Annotated in this window: 9 protein-coding genes; 1 reads left to right on the forward strand and 8 read right to left on the reverse strand. The window is 45.4% G+C overall.

Annotated elements, in window-relative coordinates; genetic code table 11:
* Positions 1-56: 56 nt before the first annotated feature.
* From K1Y79_RS15875 to K1Y79_RS15910, 8 genes are all read right to left on the reverse strand, one after another.
* Positions 57-1,466, reverse strand: a complete 1,410-nt coding sequence (locus K1Y79_RS15875; protein WP_220251150.1) for a RagB/SusD family nutrient uptake outer membrane protein — start codon at positions 1,464-1,466, stop codon at positions 57-59.
* A gap of 19 nt (positions 1,467-1,485) precedes the next feature.
* Entirely contained in the window at positions 1,486-4,506 is a 3,021-nt protein-coding gene (locus K1Y79_RS15880) for a SusC/RagA family TonB-linked outer membrane protein (protein ID WP_220251151.1), read from the reverse strand.
* A 581-nt stretch (positions 4,507-5,087) separates the two neighbouring features.
* On the reverse strand, positions 5,088-6,518 hold the full coding sequence (locus tag K1Y79_RS15885) for a RagB/SusD family nutrient uptake outer membrane protein (RefSeq protein WP_220251152.1): 1,431 nt from the start codon (positions 6,516-6,518) through the stop codon (positions 5,088-5,090).
* An 18-nt stretch (positions 6,519-6,536) separates the two neighbouring features.
* A complete protein-coding gene (locus K1Y79_RS15890) occupies positions 6,537-9,530 on the reverse strand; it encodes a SusC/RagA family TonB-linked outer membrane protein (RefSeq protein WP_220251153.1) in 2,994 nt (997 codons plus the stop codon).
* A 284-nt stretch (positions 9,531-9,814) separates the two neighbouring features.
* The gene (locus tag K1Y79_RS15895) at positions 9,815-11,263 is read right to left on the reverse strand and encodes a SusD/RagB family nutrient-binding outer membrane lipoprotein (RefSeq protein WP_220251154.1); all 1,449 of its coding nucleotides are present in this window, start codon (positions 11,261-11,263) and stop codon (positions 9,815-9,817) included.
* A 22-nt stretch (positions 11,264-11,285) separates the two neighbouring features.
* Positions 11,286-14,501: a SusC/RagA family TonB-linked outer membrane protein gene (locus tag K1Y79_RS15900; RefSeq protein WP_220251155.1), complete on the reverse strand. Its 3,216-nt coding sequence runs from the start codon at positions 14,499-14,501 to the stop codon at positions 11,286-11,288.
* Positions 14,502-15,090: 589 nt separating this feature from the next.
* Positions 15,091-15,786 carry a LuxR C-terminal-related transcriptional regulator gene (locus K1Y79_RS15905; protein WP_220251156.1) on the reverse strand — a complete coding sequence of 232 codons (696 nt, stop codon included), beginning with the start codon at positions 15,784-15,786 and terminating at the stop codon, positions 15,091-15,093.
* A gap of 187 nt (positions 15,787-15,973) precedes the next feature.
* Positions 15,974-18,394: an efflux RND transporter permease subunit gene (locus tag K1Y79_RS15910; RefSeq protein ID WP_220251157.1), complete on the reverse strand. Its 2,421-nt coding sequence runs from the start codon at positions 18,392-18,394 to the stop codon at positions 15,974-15,976.
* A gap of 68 nt (positions 18,395-18,462) precedes the next feature.
* Between K1Y79_RS15910 and porZ the strand changes: the two genes are divergently transcribed.
* A complete protein-coding gene (porZ, locus tag K1Y79_RS15915) occupies positions 18,463-20,760 on the forward strand; it encodes a type IX secretion system anionic LPS delivery protein PorZ (protein WP_220251158.1) in 2,298 nt (765 codons plus the stop codon).
* Positions 20,761-20,791: the final 31 nt, after the last annotated feature.

The raw sequence follows: 20,791 nt of genomic DNA on the forward strand, positions 1-20,791 counted from the left end.
TAAAAAAAGCGTTCTGCTGCAGCAGAACGCTTTTTTTATTTATTGATCGACCACGGTTATTTCTTATAGCCTTCGTTCTGTTCGATATTGAGATTCACATCCATCTCACGCTGCGGGATCGGGAAGATAGCAGTAGGAGAGGTAGCTTCAATCGTACATTTCGGCGTATTCAGCTGCAATGCACTGTTACAGGTAGTACGTACTACATTCAGTTTGTTCCTGAGCAGGTCAAAGTAACGGTGCCCTTCAAACATAAATTCAATACGTTTTTCTTTCAGCACAGCAGCAAGTACGTTTGCGTCAGCAACGCCTGTCAGGGCAGGTAAAGACCGGTGTGCACGTATCTCGTTAACATCGTCAAGCGCAGCTGCGTAGTTGCTGGACTTAGCGTAAGCTTCCGCACGGATCAGGTATTGCTCAGAGATACGTAAAACCTTTGCGCTATGTAAGCCGGAAATACCGTCCTGACCACTGAACTTGTTGTTCTGGAACTCGGTAGGGCTGCCGGTGAATGTCGTTACGAAGACATTTCTTGCATCGCCTGCCTCCAGTATATTTTTCAGATCCGGCGATACGCGGATATCGCCATAGCCAGGTTTCAGGTACATTCTACCCAGGTTATCAGCACCAGCTGTTTCATTACTGAGGATGCGTACGGTGAAGATATCTTCAGAGGTACCTGGTGTATTATAGAAGTTAGTAAGATCGTCAGCGTCGGCGATCTCATAGCCAGCGTTAATCACCCTGGTAGCTTCTGTGATGGCAGATGCGTTTTCACCTTTATAAAGGTATACCCTGGCCAGCAATGCGGAGGCAGCATAAGAGTTTGCTTTATACGGCTCGCTTTTGTCGGTAGGCAGGATTTCCCTGGCAGAAATAAGGTCAGCGATGATCTGTGTATATACTTCTTCAACAGTATTTCTCTTTGGAGAACCTACTTCAAACTTGGTCATCAACGGTACACCAGGAGTAGCTCCGCCGCCAATAGCATATGGTGTTGAAAACACGCGCAGCAGGTCAAAGTGTCCGAGCGCTCTTACAAACAGTGCCTGGCCTAATGCGGTATTCTTTTCTTCAGTGGTACCATCCTGTAAATTCGGAATACTGTTCACAATGTTGTTAGCTCGTAAGATGGCCGCGTAGATCCTGTTCCAGATACCAGTAACATCCCCATCGGCTACCAGCCAGCTTACACGCCAGCTGGAAAGGAAACGGTTACTGTTACTGAGAGAAAGATATACGTTATCTGCGGCAATTTCCGGTATTATCAGGTAGTTTCTGCCGTAGTAGTCTGTTGATCGTAGTCCTTCATACATACCATTTACAGCGGCAGTTACACCATTGATATCAAGTAATGCTTCGGAGGTTGGTAATTTATCTGCCGGATAAAGGTCCAGTTCTTTATTACAGCCCTGGCTGCCTACCAGCAGGCTTACGACGAATAGTGATAAAAGAATCTTTTTCATATCTGATCAATTGCCTGAATTAGAAGTTAATGTTTGCGCCGAATGTGATGCTTTTAGCAGGAGGATATCTGAAGAACTCCATTGCACTGATGTCCTGTTCAGGATCCCATCCTGTATAACCAGTCCAGGTAGCGATGTTAGCAGCCTGCGCATAGAGTTTCACACTGCTAAGCTTTGCAGCTTTTACCCACTTGGCGGGCAGGGTATAACTCAGGTTGACATTTTTCAGGCGAAGGAAAGATCCGTCTTCCAGGTAACGGGTAGAGACAGCAGAGTTTGCGTTCTTGTTACCACCAGGAATAGGCTTAGGTCTTTCAGCGTTGTCACCTTGTTTTTTCCAGTAGTTCTGAGCGCTGAGCTTATCATATCCATAACCGAAATAAGCACCGTCGGAATCTCCGAGTATTCTTGTTCTGTTCAGGATTTTATTGCCGGTTACACCATAGAAGAATACAGACAAGCCAATACCTTTATACTCAAAAGTGTTAGTCAGACCACCGGTGAATTTAGGCTGGCTGTTACCCATGATTCTTCTTTCAGCAAGGTTGATATTGTTGGTAGTTTTTCCATCAGCAGTATACCATAATGGATCGCCGTTTTCAGGGTCAACACCAGCCCATTCATTGAGATACCAGCTTTGTACTGGCTGGCCTTCTCTGTGCAGCTGTGTACTATTGGCACCAGCTACATCGCGGCCCATGAACAGAGAGGTTACTTTGTTTCTGTTCATTCCCATATTAAATTCTGTTCTCCAGCTGAAACCATCGCTGTTATCAAAGTTTCTGGTGGTAATCAGCGCTTCAATACCTTTATTCTCCAGGGATCCGATGTTAGTCATCTGACTGGTAAAACCGCTGGTAGAAGAAACAGGTGTATTCAGCAAAAGACCATCGGTATTACGTTTGTACACATCAATAGTAGCGGAGATGGCACCATCCAGGAATGCTGCATCTACACCAATGTTGAAGGACTTGTTCTTTTCCCATGTCAGGTCTACGTTACCGATGGTATTAGGCGCATTACCCGGAGCTCCGTTATAAGAAGTACCGTAGTCGTATAATGCACGGGCAACGAAGTTGTCAATACTACCAAAATCAGCGTTACCCGTCTGACCGTAGCTGGCTCTTAATTTCAGATCAGATATTACCTTCTGAGACCGCAGGAAGTCTTCTTCTATCAGTCTCCAGGAACCACCTACAGAGAAAAAGGTACCGAAGCGGTTGTTAGCCCCGAAGCGGGAAGAACCGTCGGTCCTTATACCTAAGCTCAGGTTGTATTTCCTTCTGAAAGAGTAGTTCAGTTGTCCCATGTAAGACAGGAAGGTGTATTCGGTAGCATTACCACCAACGGATTGAGGCGTAGCCGTAATGTCAAGTACTTTCAGTTTACTACCGATGATACCAATACCTTCAGCGTTGAATGATCTTGATTTGAATCTGTTGTACTCAGTGAGTGCGAGGTAGTCTATCTGGTGGTCTTCCCCGATATTGAAGTCCCCGCTGAGTGACAACTGGTTGGTCAGGGTAGAATTTCTGACATTCTGATTGTAGACGCTACCGCTTTTCAATGGATCAGCAGCATTGTAGCCATCACCGGTAGTAGGATCGTAGAAGAGGTTAGCTTCGCTGTTTACCATATCTATATTAGCTTTTTCCTGGATTTTCAGCCAGTTGAAAATGCGGTAGGAAACAGTTACACTACCTAGTCCGCGGAGGTTAGTAAGTCCTTTATCATTTCTGTATACAGAGTAAAGGAAGTTGTCTCCGCTGGCAGCGTTGAAGTCTGGTTCAAGGCCGGTATAGAGTGAGCCATCAGGCTTGTAAGGGCTTTGGAACGGAGATACGAAGAATGCGCCTAATAATGGGCTGGAATAGAAGTTACCACCCATTGCACTACTGGAATTGGTCTGGGAGAGGTTGAGGTTCATGGCTACATCCAGCCTGTCATTTACCTTCTGAGAGATGTTAGAGATAACGGTATAACGCTTCAGACCAGAGTTGATAAGCGTACCTTCCTGATCATTATAACCAGCAGAGAGGTAGAGTTTTGTCTTTTCATTACCACCGGAAGCAGAGATACCATAGTCCTGCATATGAGCAGTACGGAAGCCTGCATCACGCCAGTTAAAGCCGGTAGCCAGTAAGGAAGCAGGAAATTCTTCGTCTATTTCAGCAGGAGTATATCCATTGATAGCCAATACATCGCGGTTATAAGCGTAGCTTTCTGCCGGCGACAATAACCCGGATTTACCGAAGCTTGGTTTATAAGAGCCGTATTGGGCGCGCGCACCGAAAGTGGTCACACCAGCTTTACCTTTCTTTGTAGTGATAACGATTACACCATTAGCACCTCTTGAACCATACATAGCGGTAGCGGAAGCATCTTTCAGTACGTTAATGCTTTCAACATCATTGGGGTTCAGGTTAGCAAGGAGGTCGTTGGATTGCAATGAGAGGTTGCCGGTATTCTGTACGTCGCGGCCATCTACGATGATACCGTCTATTACATACAGCGGAGCCGCATTGGCACTGATTGAACCGATACCGCGGATACGTACGTTCTGTATCGCACCTGGCTGACCGGAAGCGCCGCCTACGAATACGCCGGCAGCTTGTCCCTGTAAGGCCTGGTTAATATCAACGAACGGCGTGTTCGCCAGTTTTTCTGCTGATACCTCGGCAACGGCACTTACCTTTTTCACCCTGCTGGTATTTACATAACCAGTAGCGATGTATTCTGTAAGTGTGTTGTCAGGACTGAGCGCTACAGTCACGGAGCCGCTTTCGTCGGGTTTAACCGACTTGGAAGCGAAGCCTACAGAGGAGATAACAATAGTCTGACCGGAACTGATTTCGATACTGAAGTTTCCGTTCCGGTCAGTGGCAGTACCTTTGTTGGTACCGTTAATTCTGATGGTAGCATAAGGCACAGCTGCACCATCTTTTGAGTCGGTTACTTTCCCGGTGATCGTTCGGGTCTGGGCAAGCGCGGGCACAACGCTAATGGCCATCAGTAGCCACAGGAGTAAAGTGTGTTTCATAAGCGATTTTGATTGATAAAAAACGTCCGGATATTTACTTCATAGTTAAAGTTTAGGATAACGAAATGCCGGAGCCTGTAGGTACCACAATAAGTGTGTACATACGGCTTACCACCCGACGGTCAACGTGTGGGAACGGGATACATGTTACCTTATGGGCAATTATACATCACCCCCCAATGTCAGGTAGTTCAGCGATCAATGTGTTAGTTTCTGATGTCAGTCAGTAATTCCTTTCTCTACAGCTATAAGTTGGTGGATCGGGCTCTCTCTAAGGAATCTTTAATTTAGATTTTGGTTCAACGGTACTCACAATAAGTCTACTGCAATATAGTTATTTCAATGTAAATTATCTTGTACATTTTCATAGAGATAAAACATTTTTTTAATTATGAGTATGTAAAGCCTTCACTATCTGAAGGGGAGGAGGAAGGTTTCTGGAGACATAATCAGGTACACTGAGATGCTTGCATAATGTAGCATGGGGGCTGGTGTCAGGCAGACATGGATATAAATAAAAAAGCATTACATGTTTTCAATAACATGTAATGCTTTTTTATTCTGTTAGTTTATAGTCAGAATCAGTATCCTGGATTCTGATGTCCTTTTAAGGCCGGACTTACATCAAGCTCCCTTTGCGGAATAGGTAGAATCACTCTTTCAGCACCTGCTATCCTTTCAGGATCGTTTTCCCGCAGCGATAATCCTTTTCTCAGCTGATCCATCCTACGGTGTCCTTCAAAGCATAGTTCCTTACGGCGTTCATTCAGGATGGCAGTTAGAAACGCATCTTTTGTCTGGAAAGTCGTAAGCGTCCATTCCGAAAGTCCCGCGCGTCTTCTTAATGCATTCATCAGTTCAAGAGCGTCCTGGTTGACACCGTTTAATGCAGTCAGTGCTTCCGCCCTGTTGAGGTACATTTCAGTTACCCTGATCAGGGGTGCATTATCTTTAAAGGTGATTACATTAGGGAATTTCAATGTAAAACGACGCTTCTGATTATTGCCGGCAGTCCCTTCATCACTCATAGCGAAACGCTTATCATTTGCTTCCTGTGCGAATGCAGTTTCAAGAGAAGCAGAGAACGGGCAGTATCCACCCGACTGACCCGCAGCCAGCGGCCTGTAATAGAAAGCCCAGCCCTGGCTACCGCCCGGACCATCATTTTCTGTATTCTGGATAGAGAAGACATCTTCCATGGTATTTCCGTCATAGAAGGAATAGTCGGCAGCCAGCTTATATGGCGCACCATTCAATACGCTGTCAGCATATTGTGCAGCCTTATCCCATTGTTCGCGGTACAGGTATAACCTGGACAGCAGCGCATATGCAGCTCCCTTAGTAGCGCGTCCTCGTGCCAGTACCGGATCAGGGAAGGTAGTGGCCAGGTCAGGGATGGACTCCAGCAGATCTTTTTCTATCTGCGCATGGGCCTCATTTACTGTACCCCTGGAAGGATAATTGATAGTACCATCGAAGGCGGTGGTGACTATAGGAATACCCGGCATACCGCCTTGTTGTACCTGGTATGGCTGGGAGAAGAGATTCAGCAGCTGGAAATACAGGATTGATCTCATGAATTTGGCCTCAGCTACATACATTTTACGCTCTGTGGCAGTAAACGTCGGATCCTGCACAGCGGGCACTTTTTCAATGACCATATTAGCTCCCATAATCGCATCAAAGTGAATACGCCACATTTCGCTGATGATGGGGCTGGCGGCAGTGGCAGTAAATGTGCTGATCTCTCCGAAATAGACAGTACCGTAACAATCGGCATTATCTGCCATATAATCGCCTATAATCTGCGGTTGACCCCCAAATACTTCCGGGCGCTGGGAACGGCTATATACCCCGTATAATGCGCTTAAAGAGGTAGGGCCGGAGGTGAACACATCGTCAGTAGGAATTGCCTGCTCAGGATCCTGTTGCAGATCTTTACTGCAGGAAAACAGGCCGGTACAGGTAACGCCTGCCAGTAGCCATATCCATATCTTATTTTTCCGGTTCATGTTGGCTGGTTTCATTAGTTAAAATATCAGATTCGCACCTACTGTAATTGATTTTGGCTGAGGCAGCGAGTAGTAGGACTCCCCGGCCACCTGTGCATTCGTTCCATATTGTGATACTTCCGGATCAGCGCCGCGGAAATGCTTGCTCTTTACCGTCCAGAGGTTCTGTCCCATCACATATAAGCGGGCACCGCTCAGTATATGTGTATTATTCAATAAGCCAGCAGGTACATTATATCCCAGACTAAGTGTTTTTAGCCGCAGGAAAGAGCCGTCAAACAATTGCGCTGTTGATTGTTGTGCGAAACTGTTTCCATTTTTCCAGGAAGCGCTAGTTGCTGAAGGTGCAAATGCCTGATCGCCCGGCTTCTGCCAGTAGTTCAGCAGATCTCTGCTCACATTGGTTGCAACATTTTTATACACATTATCCAGTTCCTTAAACTCTGTCAGCATCACCTTATTCCCATAGGAGAAATAAAAGTTCACGCCGAGATCAAACTGTTTATAACGCACGGTATTATTAAATCCGCCGGTCCATTTCGGCATAGCGCTACCGGCAATCGTCTGGTCTTTCGCAGCCGGAGTACTGGTAGTTTTTCCGTCTTTGGTATACCATTCAGGATCGCCAGTCTCTGGGTTGATACCCTTATACCTTAAAAGGTAGAATGTATTGAGAGAGTGCCCCTGCAATACGCGCTGACCATTATAGGAGCTGAGTATATAATTCCGCCCTTCGTCATCTCTATTATCCGGTGGCAGCGACAATACTTTATTGTTTAAATAACCGAGGTTCAAGGTAGTAGTCCACTGCAGATCTCTGGTCTTTACCGGCACACCGGTGATCTGCAGGTCAACACCCCTGTTTCTCATTTCGCCTGCATTACGCGTGGCAAAACCAAAGCCGGTAGTAGAAGGAACCACTACGTACAGCAGCAGGTTTTCAGAGTGCTTGCTATAGTAGTTAACCGCTACCTGCAACCTGTTATCCAGTACATGTACAGCTAAACCCAGGTCCATCTGCCTGCTTTCTTCCCAGCTTAGTTTCGGATTTCTGATCTGCGTTGGTCTGAGGCCAGCATTGCCGCCATAGTTAGCGTCAACACCAGCGGTGTATAATCCCATATAGTCATAGTACCCTATACGGTCATTACCGGTTACACCATAACTGGCAGTTACTTTCATATAATCAATGAAACCCAGATCGCGGATAAATTGCTCCTCCGACATGATCCATCCGCCAGACACCGCCCAGAAGTTGCCATATCGATTATTTCCGTCGAAACGGGAGGAGCCGTCACGGCGAAGGGTACCTTCAAAGAGATACTTGTCCTTATAGCGGTAATTACCCCTGAAGATATAAGATTCCAGGCCCCAGGCCTTACCGGTAGCATTACCTGTATTGGTAGCTGCCGACCCTACGTTAGGCAGCAGATCGCTGATGAAGCCAGTACCTGTCACTCTAATATCATCATACCTGGCAGTTTCATAACTGTGAGCAGCCAATAATGATACATAATGTGTTTCAGCGAAGCGCTTTTCAAAATTGACGCTATTGGTAGTGAGCCATTTGTAATCTTGCCAGATAGCGCGTCCTGCAGTACCCGTACTTCCTAGTTTGGAAGACCTGCGATATCTTTCTTCCGTTTCCAGCAGATCCATGCCCCAATCCGTCTTCAACCACAGGTAGTCGGTTATATTCAGCTTTGCATATGCATTACCAGTATTACGACGGGTATAGTATTTATTGGTACTCAGGTTGATGTTTGCCAGTACATTGTTAGTAGGGGTGGCATATTGACCATCTGCTGTATAAGCAGGCGTAACAGGCGTATTCTGCAGCCCTCTGGTATAAGGCGCAAGAGTACCACTTTCCACAGTAATGCGGTCCATATTGGTATACGCCGTGGTGAAGTTAACGCCAATACGTAGGTGTTTATTTGCGGTATGTTCCAGGTTGATCCTGCCCGATAGCTTCTGTAAGTTGTTACCAATTACAAAGCTCTCATCATTAGCATAGTTACCTCCAATATAGAAACGTGTTTTTTCGTTACCTCCACTAGCCGATAAGGCATAGTTATTATTCCTACCAGTACGTGTAACCAGGGATGGCCAGTCAGTGGTCTGTGCCGGCGGAGTGATAGGAGCCGCACCAGTCACTTTCGTTATATAGTTATTAAAGAAGCCGACATATTCTTCTCCATTCATGACATCTATCTTACCAGCAGGGCTTACCCAACCGGTAGCATAGTCCAGTTTAATCTGTGTTTTCTGCCTGTAACCGCCCTTTTTTGTAGCAATCAGCACAACCCCGTTAGAACCTCTGGAACCGTAAATAGCCGCAGCTGCTGCGTCTTTAAGTACTGTCATTGATTCGATGTCTTCAGGGTTTATCTCTAACAAAGGGTTTAGAGAGGCGCCCCCGCCATAAGCTGTGTTATAAGAGCCATCGTTCAATGGAACGCCATCCACGATAAACAGAGGCTGTGTACCAGCTGTAATAGATGCCGTACCCCTTACTCTCAGGAGGGAGGCATTACCTAACAAGCCGGAAGAATTGGTCATGCTGACACCAGCTACCTGGCCCTGTAAGAGTTGTTGAGGCGTCACAGCCGGAACATTGGAGAAATCAGCAGCCTTCACCACCGACACTGCCTGGGTAGTATACTGCTGGGATTGTTCACCATACCCCACGACTACTACTTCAGACAATTTACTGGAAAGGGATTGCAGTTTAACGTCAAGCCGTGTCATTGCCGGTCCGACTTTTAATTCTCGGGATGAATAGCCCACCATAGAGAACAATAGCTCTGGTGTTCCATCAACATTCATAGAATAGGTTCCATCAGGATTTGTTGCTACACGATAAGTGGAGCCTTTAAGATGGATCGTAACGCCGGGCAGGGGTGCACCGCTGCTATCGGCTGTAACAGTGCCTGTAAGTGTTCTCATCTGCGCGAATGCTGGAAGCACAGATATTAATGAAAACAGATACAGGAATACTCCTTTTTTCATCAATACAGATTTTAAATTAATGCAGGAAGTCAGGCATTGTGATATATAGTACCAAGATTGAGATTCGCATCTGTGGTTAAATGCGATTATTTGTCCCCCGTGTCTTTATTATTTTGATCTTCATACAATCAAAAAAGCAACACAAGATATAAAAATTCTTCAAAAGATATAGGTAAGTAGATGGATAGAGAGGGCACTACTAAAATAAGGAGGATAGGGGTTAAAAAGAAGAGGGCCCGCTTTAAAAGCGAGCCCTCTGTGAATATATACATATCCGTTATTGCTTAGTTAGCGTCCCACCACATTTTCTCAGTTACGAGTTTCGCACCTGGGAAACTAGGGTTTCTGGTTACTTCCTGGTTTGGATACAGGAAGCGTACAGGCCATTGTCCTGCACCAAGTACGGAGGAAACAGATTGAACGAAGAATGAAGGGTAACCGGTACGGCGCCATTCAGTCCACGCTTCAAAGTTCTGGTTACCACACATTGCAAAGTATTTCTGCGTGATGATAGCCTGGATCTGTGCTTCTTCAGTAGCAGGGAATGCTGCAACTGTGTTGGTAATAAAAGTACCAGGAGCAACATCGTAAGCTTCAAAGCTTGCAGTAATACCTGCCTGATAAAGATTTCTTGCATTTGCACCTGGTAACCAACCACGTGCAGCAGCTTCAGCCTGCAGGAAATAGCTTTCAGCAGCAGACATAAACTTAACAGGAGCGGTAGCAGATGCAGCCTCCCTTGCAGAAGCACCTACAACTGAAGATGGAATGGAAAAGTTATAAGTCCATTTAATCCTGAAGCTACCCTGTGGAATACCTGTTATACCAGTAGTATCCGTATCAGGTTTGTAAAACACACTTACACGAGGATCGCCTGCGGCATTCATCTGATCAGTAGCAGTTTTACTTGCCACCAGGTTCTGGGTGAAATTCAGACCCAGGATTTCAGCATACAGTGGATTGTTATTACCACCTGCTGCCACGTAGTCGATCTTTGCATCTTCAGTCAGGAATGAAGCTCCGCTGAGAGCAGCTATACCATTGCTTGCTCTGGTCGGATCGATCTCAGAAAGCCTCATATAAGCACGCAGTTTCAGCGTGTTACCAAAAGCAATCCATTTGTTCATATCACCGCCAAAGATCAGGTCATCTTCACCAGGACCGGCAGTTGAAGCCGGATCGATGTTTTCCAGACCTCTGTCTATCATAGCAAAGATGCTATCATAAACTACTTTCTGCGCATCATACTTAGGTGCAATTACGTTATCTGAGAATGCCTTAACCGCATCAGCAACTGGTACGTCTCCGAATGCATCGGTAAGTACCTGAAACTGATAAGCCTTCAGCAACTCTGCAATCGCAGCATATTGGGCCAACCTGGTAGAGTTTGCATTATTAACGATTACCTGCAGATCCTGTAGTGCGCCGGCATATGAAATCAGCCATGGTCTGTCAAAATCAGTTGCCTGAACATTGTACTGATCTGTAGTAGTATACTGGGAGTTAGATACACCCTGCGTCCAGTATTGCGCCCATATACCACCGGTTATCTGAAAGCTACCACCTACTACCATTGCTGTTGCCGCCTGTGCCGATGGCAGCAGATAAGCCGGGTCAAGGTCATCTACTTTTGTTGGATCATCATTTATGTCCAGATATTTGCTACAACCCGCCAGCGACAGTGCTACGACTGCAAGCATGCCTGCTGTGGATCTGATTATGCTTTTTTTCATCTTTGTGTACAACGTTTAAACATTAAAAGGTTACCCTAACATTGAAACCGAAGTTTCTGAGAGATGGCTGAGCAGTGTAGTCAAAACCTTGCTCATTACCAGCGCCACCTGAGTTAACCTCTGGGTCAGCATACTGGTTTTTAGCCCACAGTGCCAGGTTGTTACCAAACAGACCAAGCGTCAGATCACCAAATGGAGTTCTGTTTAACACGCTTCTTGGAATACGATAGGTCAGGCTTGCTTCACGCAGTCTGATATAAGACGCATCCAGTACCTGCTGGCCAGCCGGCTGATATGGCACATAATCCTGGGCAACATATTTAACTGATGTATTAGGTACAAATTTACCAGTACCATCGTCAACAACTGAATTAGGGTAGATATCTCCGTTACGATCCATTGATGCAGAGTAAGCGGATGTTCCTACGAAGTCAGTGATTGTCTTGGTACGGGAGAAGAATTTACCACCCTGTTTGGTATCAAACAGCATGCTGAAGTTAAATCCTTTGTAACCTGCATTAACTCCCCAGGAAGCCTGGTATTTTGGATTGTATGAACCCAGATAAATTGCCTGTGTAGAGTTTAAAGGAATACCTGTTCTTGGATTCACTATTACACGGCCCTGGTCATCACGACGCAGGTCTGTAGCGTAGAAGGTACCATAAGGCAGGCCCTTTGCAGCTACGATACTCATACCACTGTAACCACCAATTACTATCTGGTTAGCTATATCTAGGTCAACAACTTCGTTGACGTTCCTGGTGAAGGTACCAAACAGTTCCAATGAAAAACCGGAAGCAGTTCTGATTGGCGTTCCTCTTACACCAACTTCCACACCTTTGTTCTCTACTACGCCTGTGTTCAGTGTTTTCTGAGTAGAACCAGTAGATGGTGCTAAAGGCACGTTAATAATCTGGTTTTTTGACTTGTTGATATAGTAAGAGAAGTCTATTGACAATCTGTTATCCAGGAAGTTCAATTCAGTACCTACTTCAAATGCAGTAGTAATCTCCGGCTGCAGATTAGCGTTACCAATCAGGTTAGATAAAGTATAACCGTTAATACTGTTGAAAGGGAAAGTAGTTGAACCGAATCCACCGTTGATAATAGTTCTTTCGTAGTAAGTCTGTAACAGGTATGGATCGGCATCGTTACCCACTTTCGCCCAGCTGGAACGTAATTTACCATAGCTGAGGATACGGCCTAACTGTGAATCCTTGAACAGTTCAGAGAATACAAATGAACCGTTCACACTTGGATAGAAGAAAGAGTTGTTCTGTTTAGGCAGTGTGGAAGACCAGTCGTTACGCGCAGTGGCACCAACATACAAGATGTTTTTGTAAGACAGGTTTAATTCACTGTATACACCTACCAGACGACGTCTTGACAGACGATCATTCTGTATAATCGGTCCATCACTGTTATCGAAGCTATACCAACCTGGAATTACCAGACCGTTATCATTCGTTTTTAACTCTGTTGTATTGAGTCTACGCTGACGGATGTTATTACCTACCATCAAAGACGCTTTGAAGTCAGGACCGAAGTCTTTCTTCGCAGTCACCATGAAGTCATGTACTACCTCAGCCAGGTCATACTGATCCTTACCATAAGTACCTACGCTTGTCTGCGGATTTGAACTTGCGTAGAACTGCTCAGGACTATCATCAATCGGGTTGTAAGAGAACTTAGGTTGTTTGTATGTACGACGATCAGAATATACGTCAGCACCAACCCTCTCCAACAGGTCTAACCATGGGAGCGGCTTGTACTCTAAGGTGAAAGCACCTGTCAGCCTGTCCACATCATTCTGGTTGTTGAAGTTTTTCAGTGTGAAGTACGGGTTATATGAATAAACGCCGTAGTATCCATAGTAAGGAACTCCGTTTTCATCCTGCAGATTACCGAAGCTATTATAAGGATTGTTAAGGTCGCCCATTTTATCCAGAGGAATATCACGTGGTGTCTGCAATACCTGATCGTATACAGATCCATCTGCCTGACCACCCTGGATCATGCGTGCGCTGATCTTATTATAATTGAAGGAAACTGAGCTCGTAATCTTATTGCTCAGCTCTGCGGTACCATTGAAACGTACACCATATTTGTTGTACTTATCATAGTTACCAGGCATCACTCCGTCAGAGTTCAGGCTGTTAAGTGACAAGTAATAAGTAGTCTTCTCACCAGCACCGGATAAAGCCAGATTTGTATTTGCTGCTTTTCCAAGCTCAAAGAAGTCTCTTACGTTATTTTTAGCGGCAGAGTAAGGTTTAATTTGTCTTACGCCATTGATAGACTGACCCCATGGCGTTGGCGTACCTGTAAATGCAGGGCCCCAGCTCCAGTTCTCAATCGGATCATTATAGTACTCGTTATCGTCAATTCTATAACCCTGGCCATACTGATTCTGGAAATCAGGCAGTTTAGCCACGTTAGAGAACGTCACAGCAGAACTCAGCGTTACTTCGTTCTTTTTATTAGCATTTTGCTTACCTCTTTTGGTAGTGATAATCAACGCACCGTTGGACGCACGTGAACCGTACAGCGCAGCAGCAGCAGGGCCCTTCAGCACAGTTACAGACTCAATGTCATCCGGGTTAAGGTCGTTACCACGGTTACCAAAGTCTACGTTGGTCAGGCTGCTTTCGCCACCAGTGATACTTGAGTTATCAATTGGAATACCATCTACTACCATCAGTGCCTGGTTGTTACCAGTGATGGAAGAACCACCTCTCAATACGATCCTGGAAGAGCTTCCCGGAGCATTGGCACTGGTGCTGATATTTACACCCGCAACTTTACCTGCAAGGGCGTTCAGCGGGCTGGAACTTTGACCTTTGGTCAGTTCGTCATTCTTTAAAGTTGGAGCTGCGTAACCCAGGGATGATTTGTCACGACGGATCGCGTTAGCGGTTACTACAGTTTCAGTCAGTTTGGTTACATCAGGGTAGAGAACCACATTGTGCTTAGCGCCCGAACCCAGCTTTATTTCCTGGTCCTTCATACCCACAAATTTCACAATCAGGGCATTCGCACCTTCCGGCACCTGAATGGTGTAGTCACCACTCACATTTGTTACTGTACCGGTCGTTGTACCTTTAACGATTATCGTAGCGCCGATCACCGGGCTTCCATCATCAGAGGAAGTAACCTTCCCTGTAATGGGGCGAGTCTGCGCAACCACCTGTCCAACTACCACGATAGAGGGCAGGAGGAAAAATAAACTTTTCCTCATAAGCTTTGTTGTTTCTGGTTGTTTAGTTTAAATATTCAATGAATAGAAAACACTTCTCTCAGGAAACCGACCACTGGCTCTGAAATAATAGCTGTCTTACGTTGATAAAACCTTATTGATAAAAATTACATCTACTGGTTCCCCGTTAATCGTCTGTCACGATAATATTGTCCTGGAAATCCTTCAAATAAATACATAGAGGGTGAGAAGCCAATTATGGCATTTTCTCATAAGCAATTACCCCGTCTCTTATTGTTTAACTTAATTTTAACGTTCAAATATAAATTAATTAACAGTATTTATTGCGAAATCCGGCTAACAAATTATATGTTACAACATTCCTTTAACGGTTTTTTAACATAACTAGAAAAATAGTATTTGTAATTGTTAGAATCTCTTATACATACTGGTTACAAACCTCACGGGTTCAAGGGATCTACCTCCTACGGGTAACACTTTCCATTTAATAGGCAGGTGATAGGAATACCACCTGCGCGCTCATCAACCAAAATCTAAATCCGGGTTTTATCCAGATCTAAATAAAATCTATACTGCATCACTGCAGCAATATCTTGTAGGAAAACGTTCATCAGGAAAGACTCAAAGGTTGTGTTTTAAGCAACTCCAACAGCGTCTCATATATGTCCTCATTCCTGTTATTATACCGAAACTCACATTCCTTTAAATGCAGGTATACTGTACTCCGGTTCAGCCCCTTAAACTTGGCCAAACGGTGCTTTGTAAGCCCCCAGAATGCGTCCACATCGTCTGCAACGCTTACAGTACCTTCGTTTTCCAGGTTATACAACCTATACTGCCCCAGGTCAACCACATTACTGAACCGGCGAATCCTTTCTGCAGCACCCTGCATCTCGAGAATAGATCGACTGCTCCGTACCACAGAATGTATCATCGATCTGCTCACATCCGGCAATATCTCAGTATGCAACCGGTCAGACGACCTGTATATACCAAAAACTACCGGCTTAACAGTACGGCTTACTTCTGTTTTAACGGAAATGTCTCCCTCATCTGCTGAAGACGATGTGTGGCTGATGCTACGTACAGGAGCTACAGAACGGTTGTGATTGTCGGAAGGCGATAGAGACTCGCAGTAACGGGCGATCTGCTGGCGGATCTTTTTGAGATAACTATTTACGGTTACCCGGCTTACTCCACTAATGTTGGCAATCTGAGTGGCTGTAAGATCTTCGGCAAATAGCCGTAGTATCTCCTTAAATTTACGCTCAGAAAGGTGAGCGCCCTTTAAGTATTTGTTTTTCATGAACTAAAAGAGGTTAGAATGGCATTATAAACCTCTCACTTTTTACCGGGTATCTAAGGGCCTTTTATACAAGCGGCGAATAAGGGATGATGAATGTAGCCCACTAGATTATTTGGCTATAATAAAAACGCTCAATACTGATAATCATGTATTGAGCGTTTTACAAATATATCTAAAGAAAGCCTCTTTAATCCTCTTTCTCCCTCTCGTTTAGCCCCAATTCAGACATCTCCAGATCCTTCTCTTCATCAAGCGTATTCCACAACTGTTTCTTCTTCGCCTTCTTCAGCAGGCTCTTCTCCATCCACAATAACAAAGCTGGTAAAATAGTCAGGTTAGTAATCATTGCCATTAACAGTGTTAAGGATGTTAACCAGCCTAATGCCTTCGTTCCTCCAAATTCTGAGAAACTGAAGATCATAAATCCAGCCAGCAAAATCAGGGATGTATAGATGATACTCAGACCGGTCTCATGAATCGTCTGCTTCACCGTTTCTGAAATGTCCAGGTTATGATGTGGCAACTCCTGTTTGAAGTTCACCAGGAAGCGGATAGTAACATCTATCGCTATACCCAGCGCCACACTAAATACCAATACTGTCGATGGCTTTAAAGGTATATCCAGCCATCCCATTACGCCGGCTGTTACTGCCAACGGAATAATATTCGGTATCAGTGATATAATCAGCATTCTCCAGGAACGGAACAGGTACAACATACAAAATATGATCAGTACAAATGCCAGCAGTATACTTTCCGTCAACCCGTTAATAATAAACCGGCTACCCTCCAGGAAGATAACACTGGTACCTGTAAAACTTACCTGATACTGCGCAGTATCAAAAATAGCATCCACCTGCGGACGTAACGAATCCAGTAACACTGGAAGCTTCGCAGAGCCTACATCGGCCATATTAACACTTACGCGCGCTACCTGCCTGGTACTATCCATAAATGATGATACCAGCTTTGTAAAAGCAGTCGCATTTCCTGCTGCATTGTTACCTCCCTTCATACGCAGGTATGGAGCCAGGAAGCCAATGTCAAACTGGTTAGGAACTGAGTAGTTAGAGCTGTCGCCGTTATAGTAAGCCTGCTTCGCAAACTTAATCCCTTCTGCTACCGACAATGGCCGGGCAAAGTCAGGCTGCTCCGCAATCAATTTAGACAGCTGATCCAGTTTCTCCAGCGTTTTAAGATTCACCACGCCGTTCTTCTTCCTCGTATCTACCGCTATCTCCAATGGCATAACGCCCTTGAAGTTCTGCTCGAAAAACTTCAGATCTGTATATAACTTGTCACTTGTAGGAATGTCATCCAGCATATGTGCTTCTGACTTCAGTTTCAACATACCTCCAATAGCACCAATTACCATAACAATGGTCACGCCATATACCCATGGACGATACTTGAATACTAATGCAGTCAAACCGTCCAGTAAGGCCCTGAATGTACGGTTGTTCATGTAGTCAGTATGCTTCGTCTTCGGAGCCGGCAGATAACTCAATACCGATGGCAGGAATACAAATGAGATAGCAAAGATCAACATGATGTTCAAACCTGCTACTACGCCAAACTCTTTCAGTAACTCACTCTTCGTAAAGCAGAATACACCGAAACCAATGGCTGCTGTAAGGTTGGTAAACAAGGTAACAATACCCATGCGCTGTATCATATGTACCAGCGCTCTGGTCTTATTATTATCCTTTGCATACTCAGTATGATACTTATTCAGGAAGTACACGCAGTTAGGTATACCAATCACCACGATCAATGGTGGTATAAGCCCCGTCAGCAATGTGATCTTATATCCAAACAATACAATTGTTGCTACTGACCATATCACACCTATAGCTACCACGATCATTGACATCAATACAGAACTCAATGACCGGAAGAATATCAGTAATATTATTGCTGTCAGCACAAACGATAATTTCAGGAACAGATCCAGTTCCTTCTTTACCTTGTCAGCCATTAATGTACGTATCAACGGCAATCCGCTCATACGTACCTCAGTATGATGCGCTTCTCCGAATGCAGCGCCCAGTTTCATTACATTTTGTACTACTTCTGTACGGCGGGGCGTCATCATTACTCCCTTCCGGATGTTAATCATCATCAGGTAGGCATGTGTCTGCGGATTATACAGTAAGCCCTTATAGAAAGGCAGATTTGCCAGCGTACCAGCCAGGCTATCCAGCACCGCCTGTTGCTGAAGATCTCCACGGAACAGGGGCTCCGCTGCGAGTTTTCGTGTACTGTCATTCTTTACCAGGTTAATGGCAAATGGTATACTCAATACATTCTCTACAAATTCGACCTTCTTCAGATCCTCATTCAGTTTTACATAATCCTGAAAGAAGTCTTTCTGGAAAAAACTGTCTGTCTGGATCCCTATCACCATCATGTTGCCATCCTCTCCAAACAATTCACGGAATTTCACATATTCCTTGTATTTCTCATTATCCAGCGGTATAGATTTGTTGGCCTCATAGGAGAGTTCCACTTTGCTGGCGAAATAGGTCATCACTGCAGTGCTCAACAGTAATAAGACCAGGAGTGGTAACCGAAATTTCAATACGAATCCTGCTAAGCGTTGCCACATACGCGTCCTTATAATTTTAGTAGGGCGTAAAGGTAATCAAAGTAATAACATATAACTATTTTTGATGCATGGACCGTTTTCTTACATCACTTTATGCCATTCTGTGCCTGTCCTTCCTGAACTCTTTGCCGGCAAGCGCTCAACAGTCTTCCGGCAACACTGCTATCGGCCAGTGGAGCGATCATCTGCCCTGGCGACCAGCTATCGCTGTAGCCTCCAAAGGTGACCGTATATACTGCGCGGCCTCACAAGGCCTGACTGCTGTCATCAGTGCTCCCGATGGTAGTACTGAAGTAGCACAATATGGTAAGGCAAACGGACTACACGACGTTGGTATCAATACGCTTGCTGCCAATGAGGAAGTGGTGCTGATTGCTTATACTAACAGCAATATTGATATCCTCAGCGGAAATACTATATACAACATTCCGGATCTGATGCGCAAACAGGTTCCTGCTGATAAATCAATCTTCCGCATATTCTTTCGTAACAATAAAGCATACCTTTCTACTGGTCTGGGCATCCTTGTATTGAATACTGCCATTCCGGAAGTAGAAGCTACCTACGTCATTGGAAGTACAGGTGCCTACCTGCCGGTATATGCTGTTACAATAGCAGGCAATGCACTTTTCGCTGCTACGCCGGAAGGGGTCAGAACCGCTCCGCTGAATAGCAACAATCTTTCAGACTTCCGCAACTGGTCTTCTCTATCTGAAGGTCTTGCCGGCGACACCGTTCAGGACATTATTTCCTTCCGTAACCAGCTGATTTGCCGCCAGCATAATCAACTGTTCGTACTTACCAATAACCGCTGGACGCCCTGGTACACTTCCGATCATAGTATCGGGAATATGACTGTATATGACAACCAGCTATTTCTCTGCGAATCCTTCCCTGGCAACGCCCGCATTCTTGCCTTGGATAACAGCGGTACCGTTATGAATACCTATCAGGATGCATTAATGAAAGCCCCTCAACAGATAGCAGGTACTCAGAATGCACTATGGATTGCCGACTCGCTGTCAGGCCTTATCTCTTACAATAAACAGCGCGGCATTTATAGTGCTGTTAACCCGGACGCTCCTGCCGGTATCATAACCGGCGACATGGTATTCTCCGGCGCTACCTTGTTTGCCGCCCCGGGGCATGTTACCAATGACTGGAAACCTGGTGGCAATACTGATGGTTACTACACTGCCACCCATGGTGAATGGCACTCAAGACTCAACTGGCCTGACTCTCTTCATGATATTAACTCAATAGCTATTGACAGAGAAGCTGTTTACCTCGGCTCCTTTGGCGGCGGCCTAGCCTGTGTTGCTGGTGATAAATTAACGGTATTTAAACAAGGCGTGCTGCCCGCCGCCGCAAATGATCCTGCTGCATTCAATGTCAGCGGACTAGCACTGGATAACAACGGTAATCTCTGGGTCGCAGTTTATGGGGCAATCAATAACCTGCTGATGAAAAAGCCAGACGATTCCTGGGTACCATTCCGCAGCCCTATTGCCATGGGTGGAAATGCTATTGCACAATTACTGGTTGATGACGAAGGATTGGTATATATGGTTTCTCCGAAAGGGAATGGCTTGTATGTACTCAACCCTAATCATACGCCTGATAATAAAGCAGATGATCAGTGGCGGCAATACCGTTTGGGGGCCGCACAGGGCAATCTGCCTTCAAATGATGTGTACTGCCTCGCTAAAGACAGAAATGGCAGTGTATGGGTAGGTACAGCCAGGGGAATAGCCATTATTAACTGCCCCGGACAGGCGGCCGCTGAAGGTTGCAATGCTATACTACCTATCATCCGGCAGGACAACTTCTCAGGTTATCTTTTCCAGGATGAACAGGTGATGACCATTGCCACAGATGGCGCTAACCGCAAATGGGTAGGTACGTACAACGGTGCATGGCTGGTTAGTGAAGATGGAGAAAACATACTGGAACACTTCAATACCAGCAACAGCGCACTTCCTGATAATCATATCCATCGGATTACAATCGACCCTGAGACCGGGGAAATCTATTTCGCTACTGCCAAAGGCCTGGTATCATGGCACGGTACGGCTACAGCGCCCACCCCTGACATGCAACGGAACGCTGTACTGGTATTCCCTAACCCGGTAAAACCTGACTATATAGGTCCTATTGCTATCCGGGGCCTGGTGGAAAATACCCGGGTAAAGATTACTGATATCAGCGGAAGGATGGTATTCCAGACAAGAGCTTTCGGCGGACAAGCAATATGGAACGGCCTCGATTATACCGGCCATCGTCCACAATCAGGGGTATACCTTGTATTCGCAACAAGCGAAACAGGAGGGGAGCATGTAGTTACCAGGATTGTATTCATTAATTAACGCGGGCTAATCGTACATTTGATGGAAGCAG

Source organism: Chitinophaga rhizophila (genome assembly GCF_019492185.1).
In the GTDB taxonomy this organism is placed as follows: domain Bacteria; phylum Bacteroidota; class Bacteroidia; order Chitinophagales; family Chitinophagaceae; genus Chitinophaga; species Chitinophaga rhizophila.

Bases quoted from the DNA above. Each gene is read 5' to 3' on its own strand.
- K1Y79_RS15880 (WP_220251151.1), bottom strand. From the start codon at position 4,506: ATGAAACACACTTTACTCCTGTGGCTACTGATGGCCATTAGCGTTGTG.
- porZ (WP_220251158.1), top strand. From the start codon at position 18,463: ATGGACCGTTTTCTTACATCACTTTATGCCATTCTGTGCCTGTCCTTC.
- K1Y79_RS15905 (WP_220251156.1), bottom strand. From the start codon at position 15,786: ATGAAAAACAAATACTTAAAGGGCGCTCACCTTTCTGAGCGTAAATTT.
- K1Y79_RS15900 (WP_220251155.1), bottom strand. From the start codon at position 14,501: ATGAGGAAAAGTTTATTTTTCCTCCTGCCCTCTATCGTGGTAGTTGGA.
- K1Y79_RS15885 (WP_220251152.1), bottom strand. From the start codon at position 6,518: ATGAACCGGAAAAATAAGATATGGATATGGCTACTGGCAGGCGTTACC.
- K1Y79_RS15890 (WP_220251153.1), bottom strand. From the start codon at position 9,530: ATGAAAAAAGGAGTATTCCTGTATCTGTTTTCATTAATATCTGTGCTT.
- K1Y79_RS15895 (WP_220251154.1), bottom strand. From the start codon at position 11,263: ATGAAAAAAAGCATAATCAGATCCACAGCAGGCATGCTTGCAGTCGTA.
- K1Y79_RS15910 (WP_220251157.1), bottom strand. From the start codon at position 18,394: ATGTGGCAACGCTTAGCAGGATTCGTATTGAAATTTCGGTTACCACTC.
- K1Y79_RS15875 (WP_220251150.1), bottom strand. From the start codon at position 1,466: ATGAAAAAGATTCTTTTATCACTATTCGTCGTAAGCCTGCTGGTAGGC.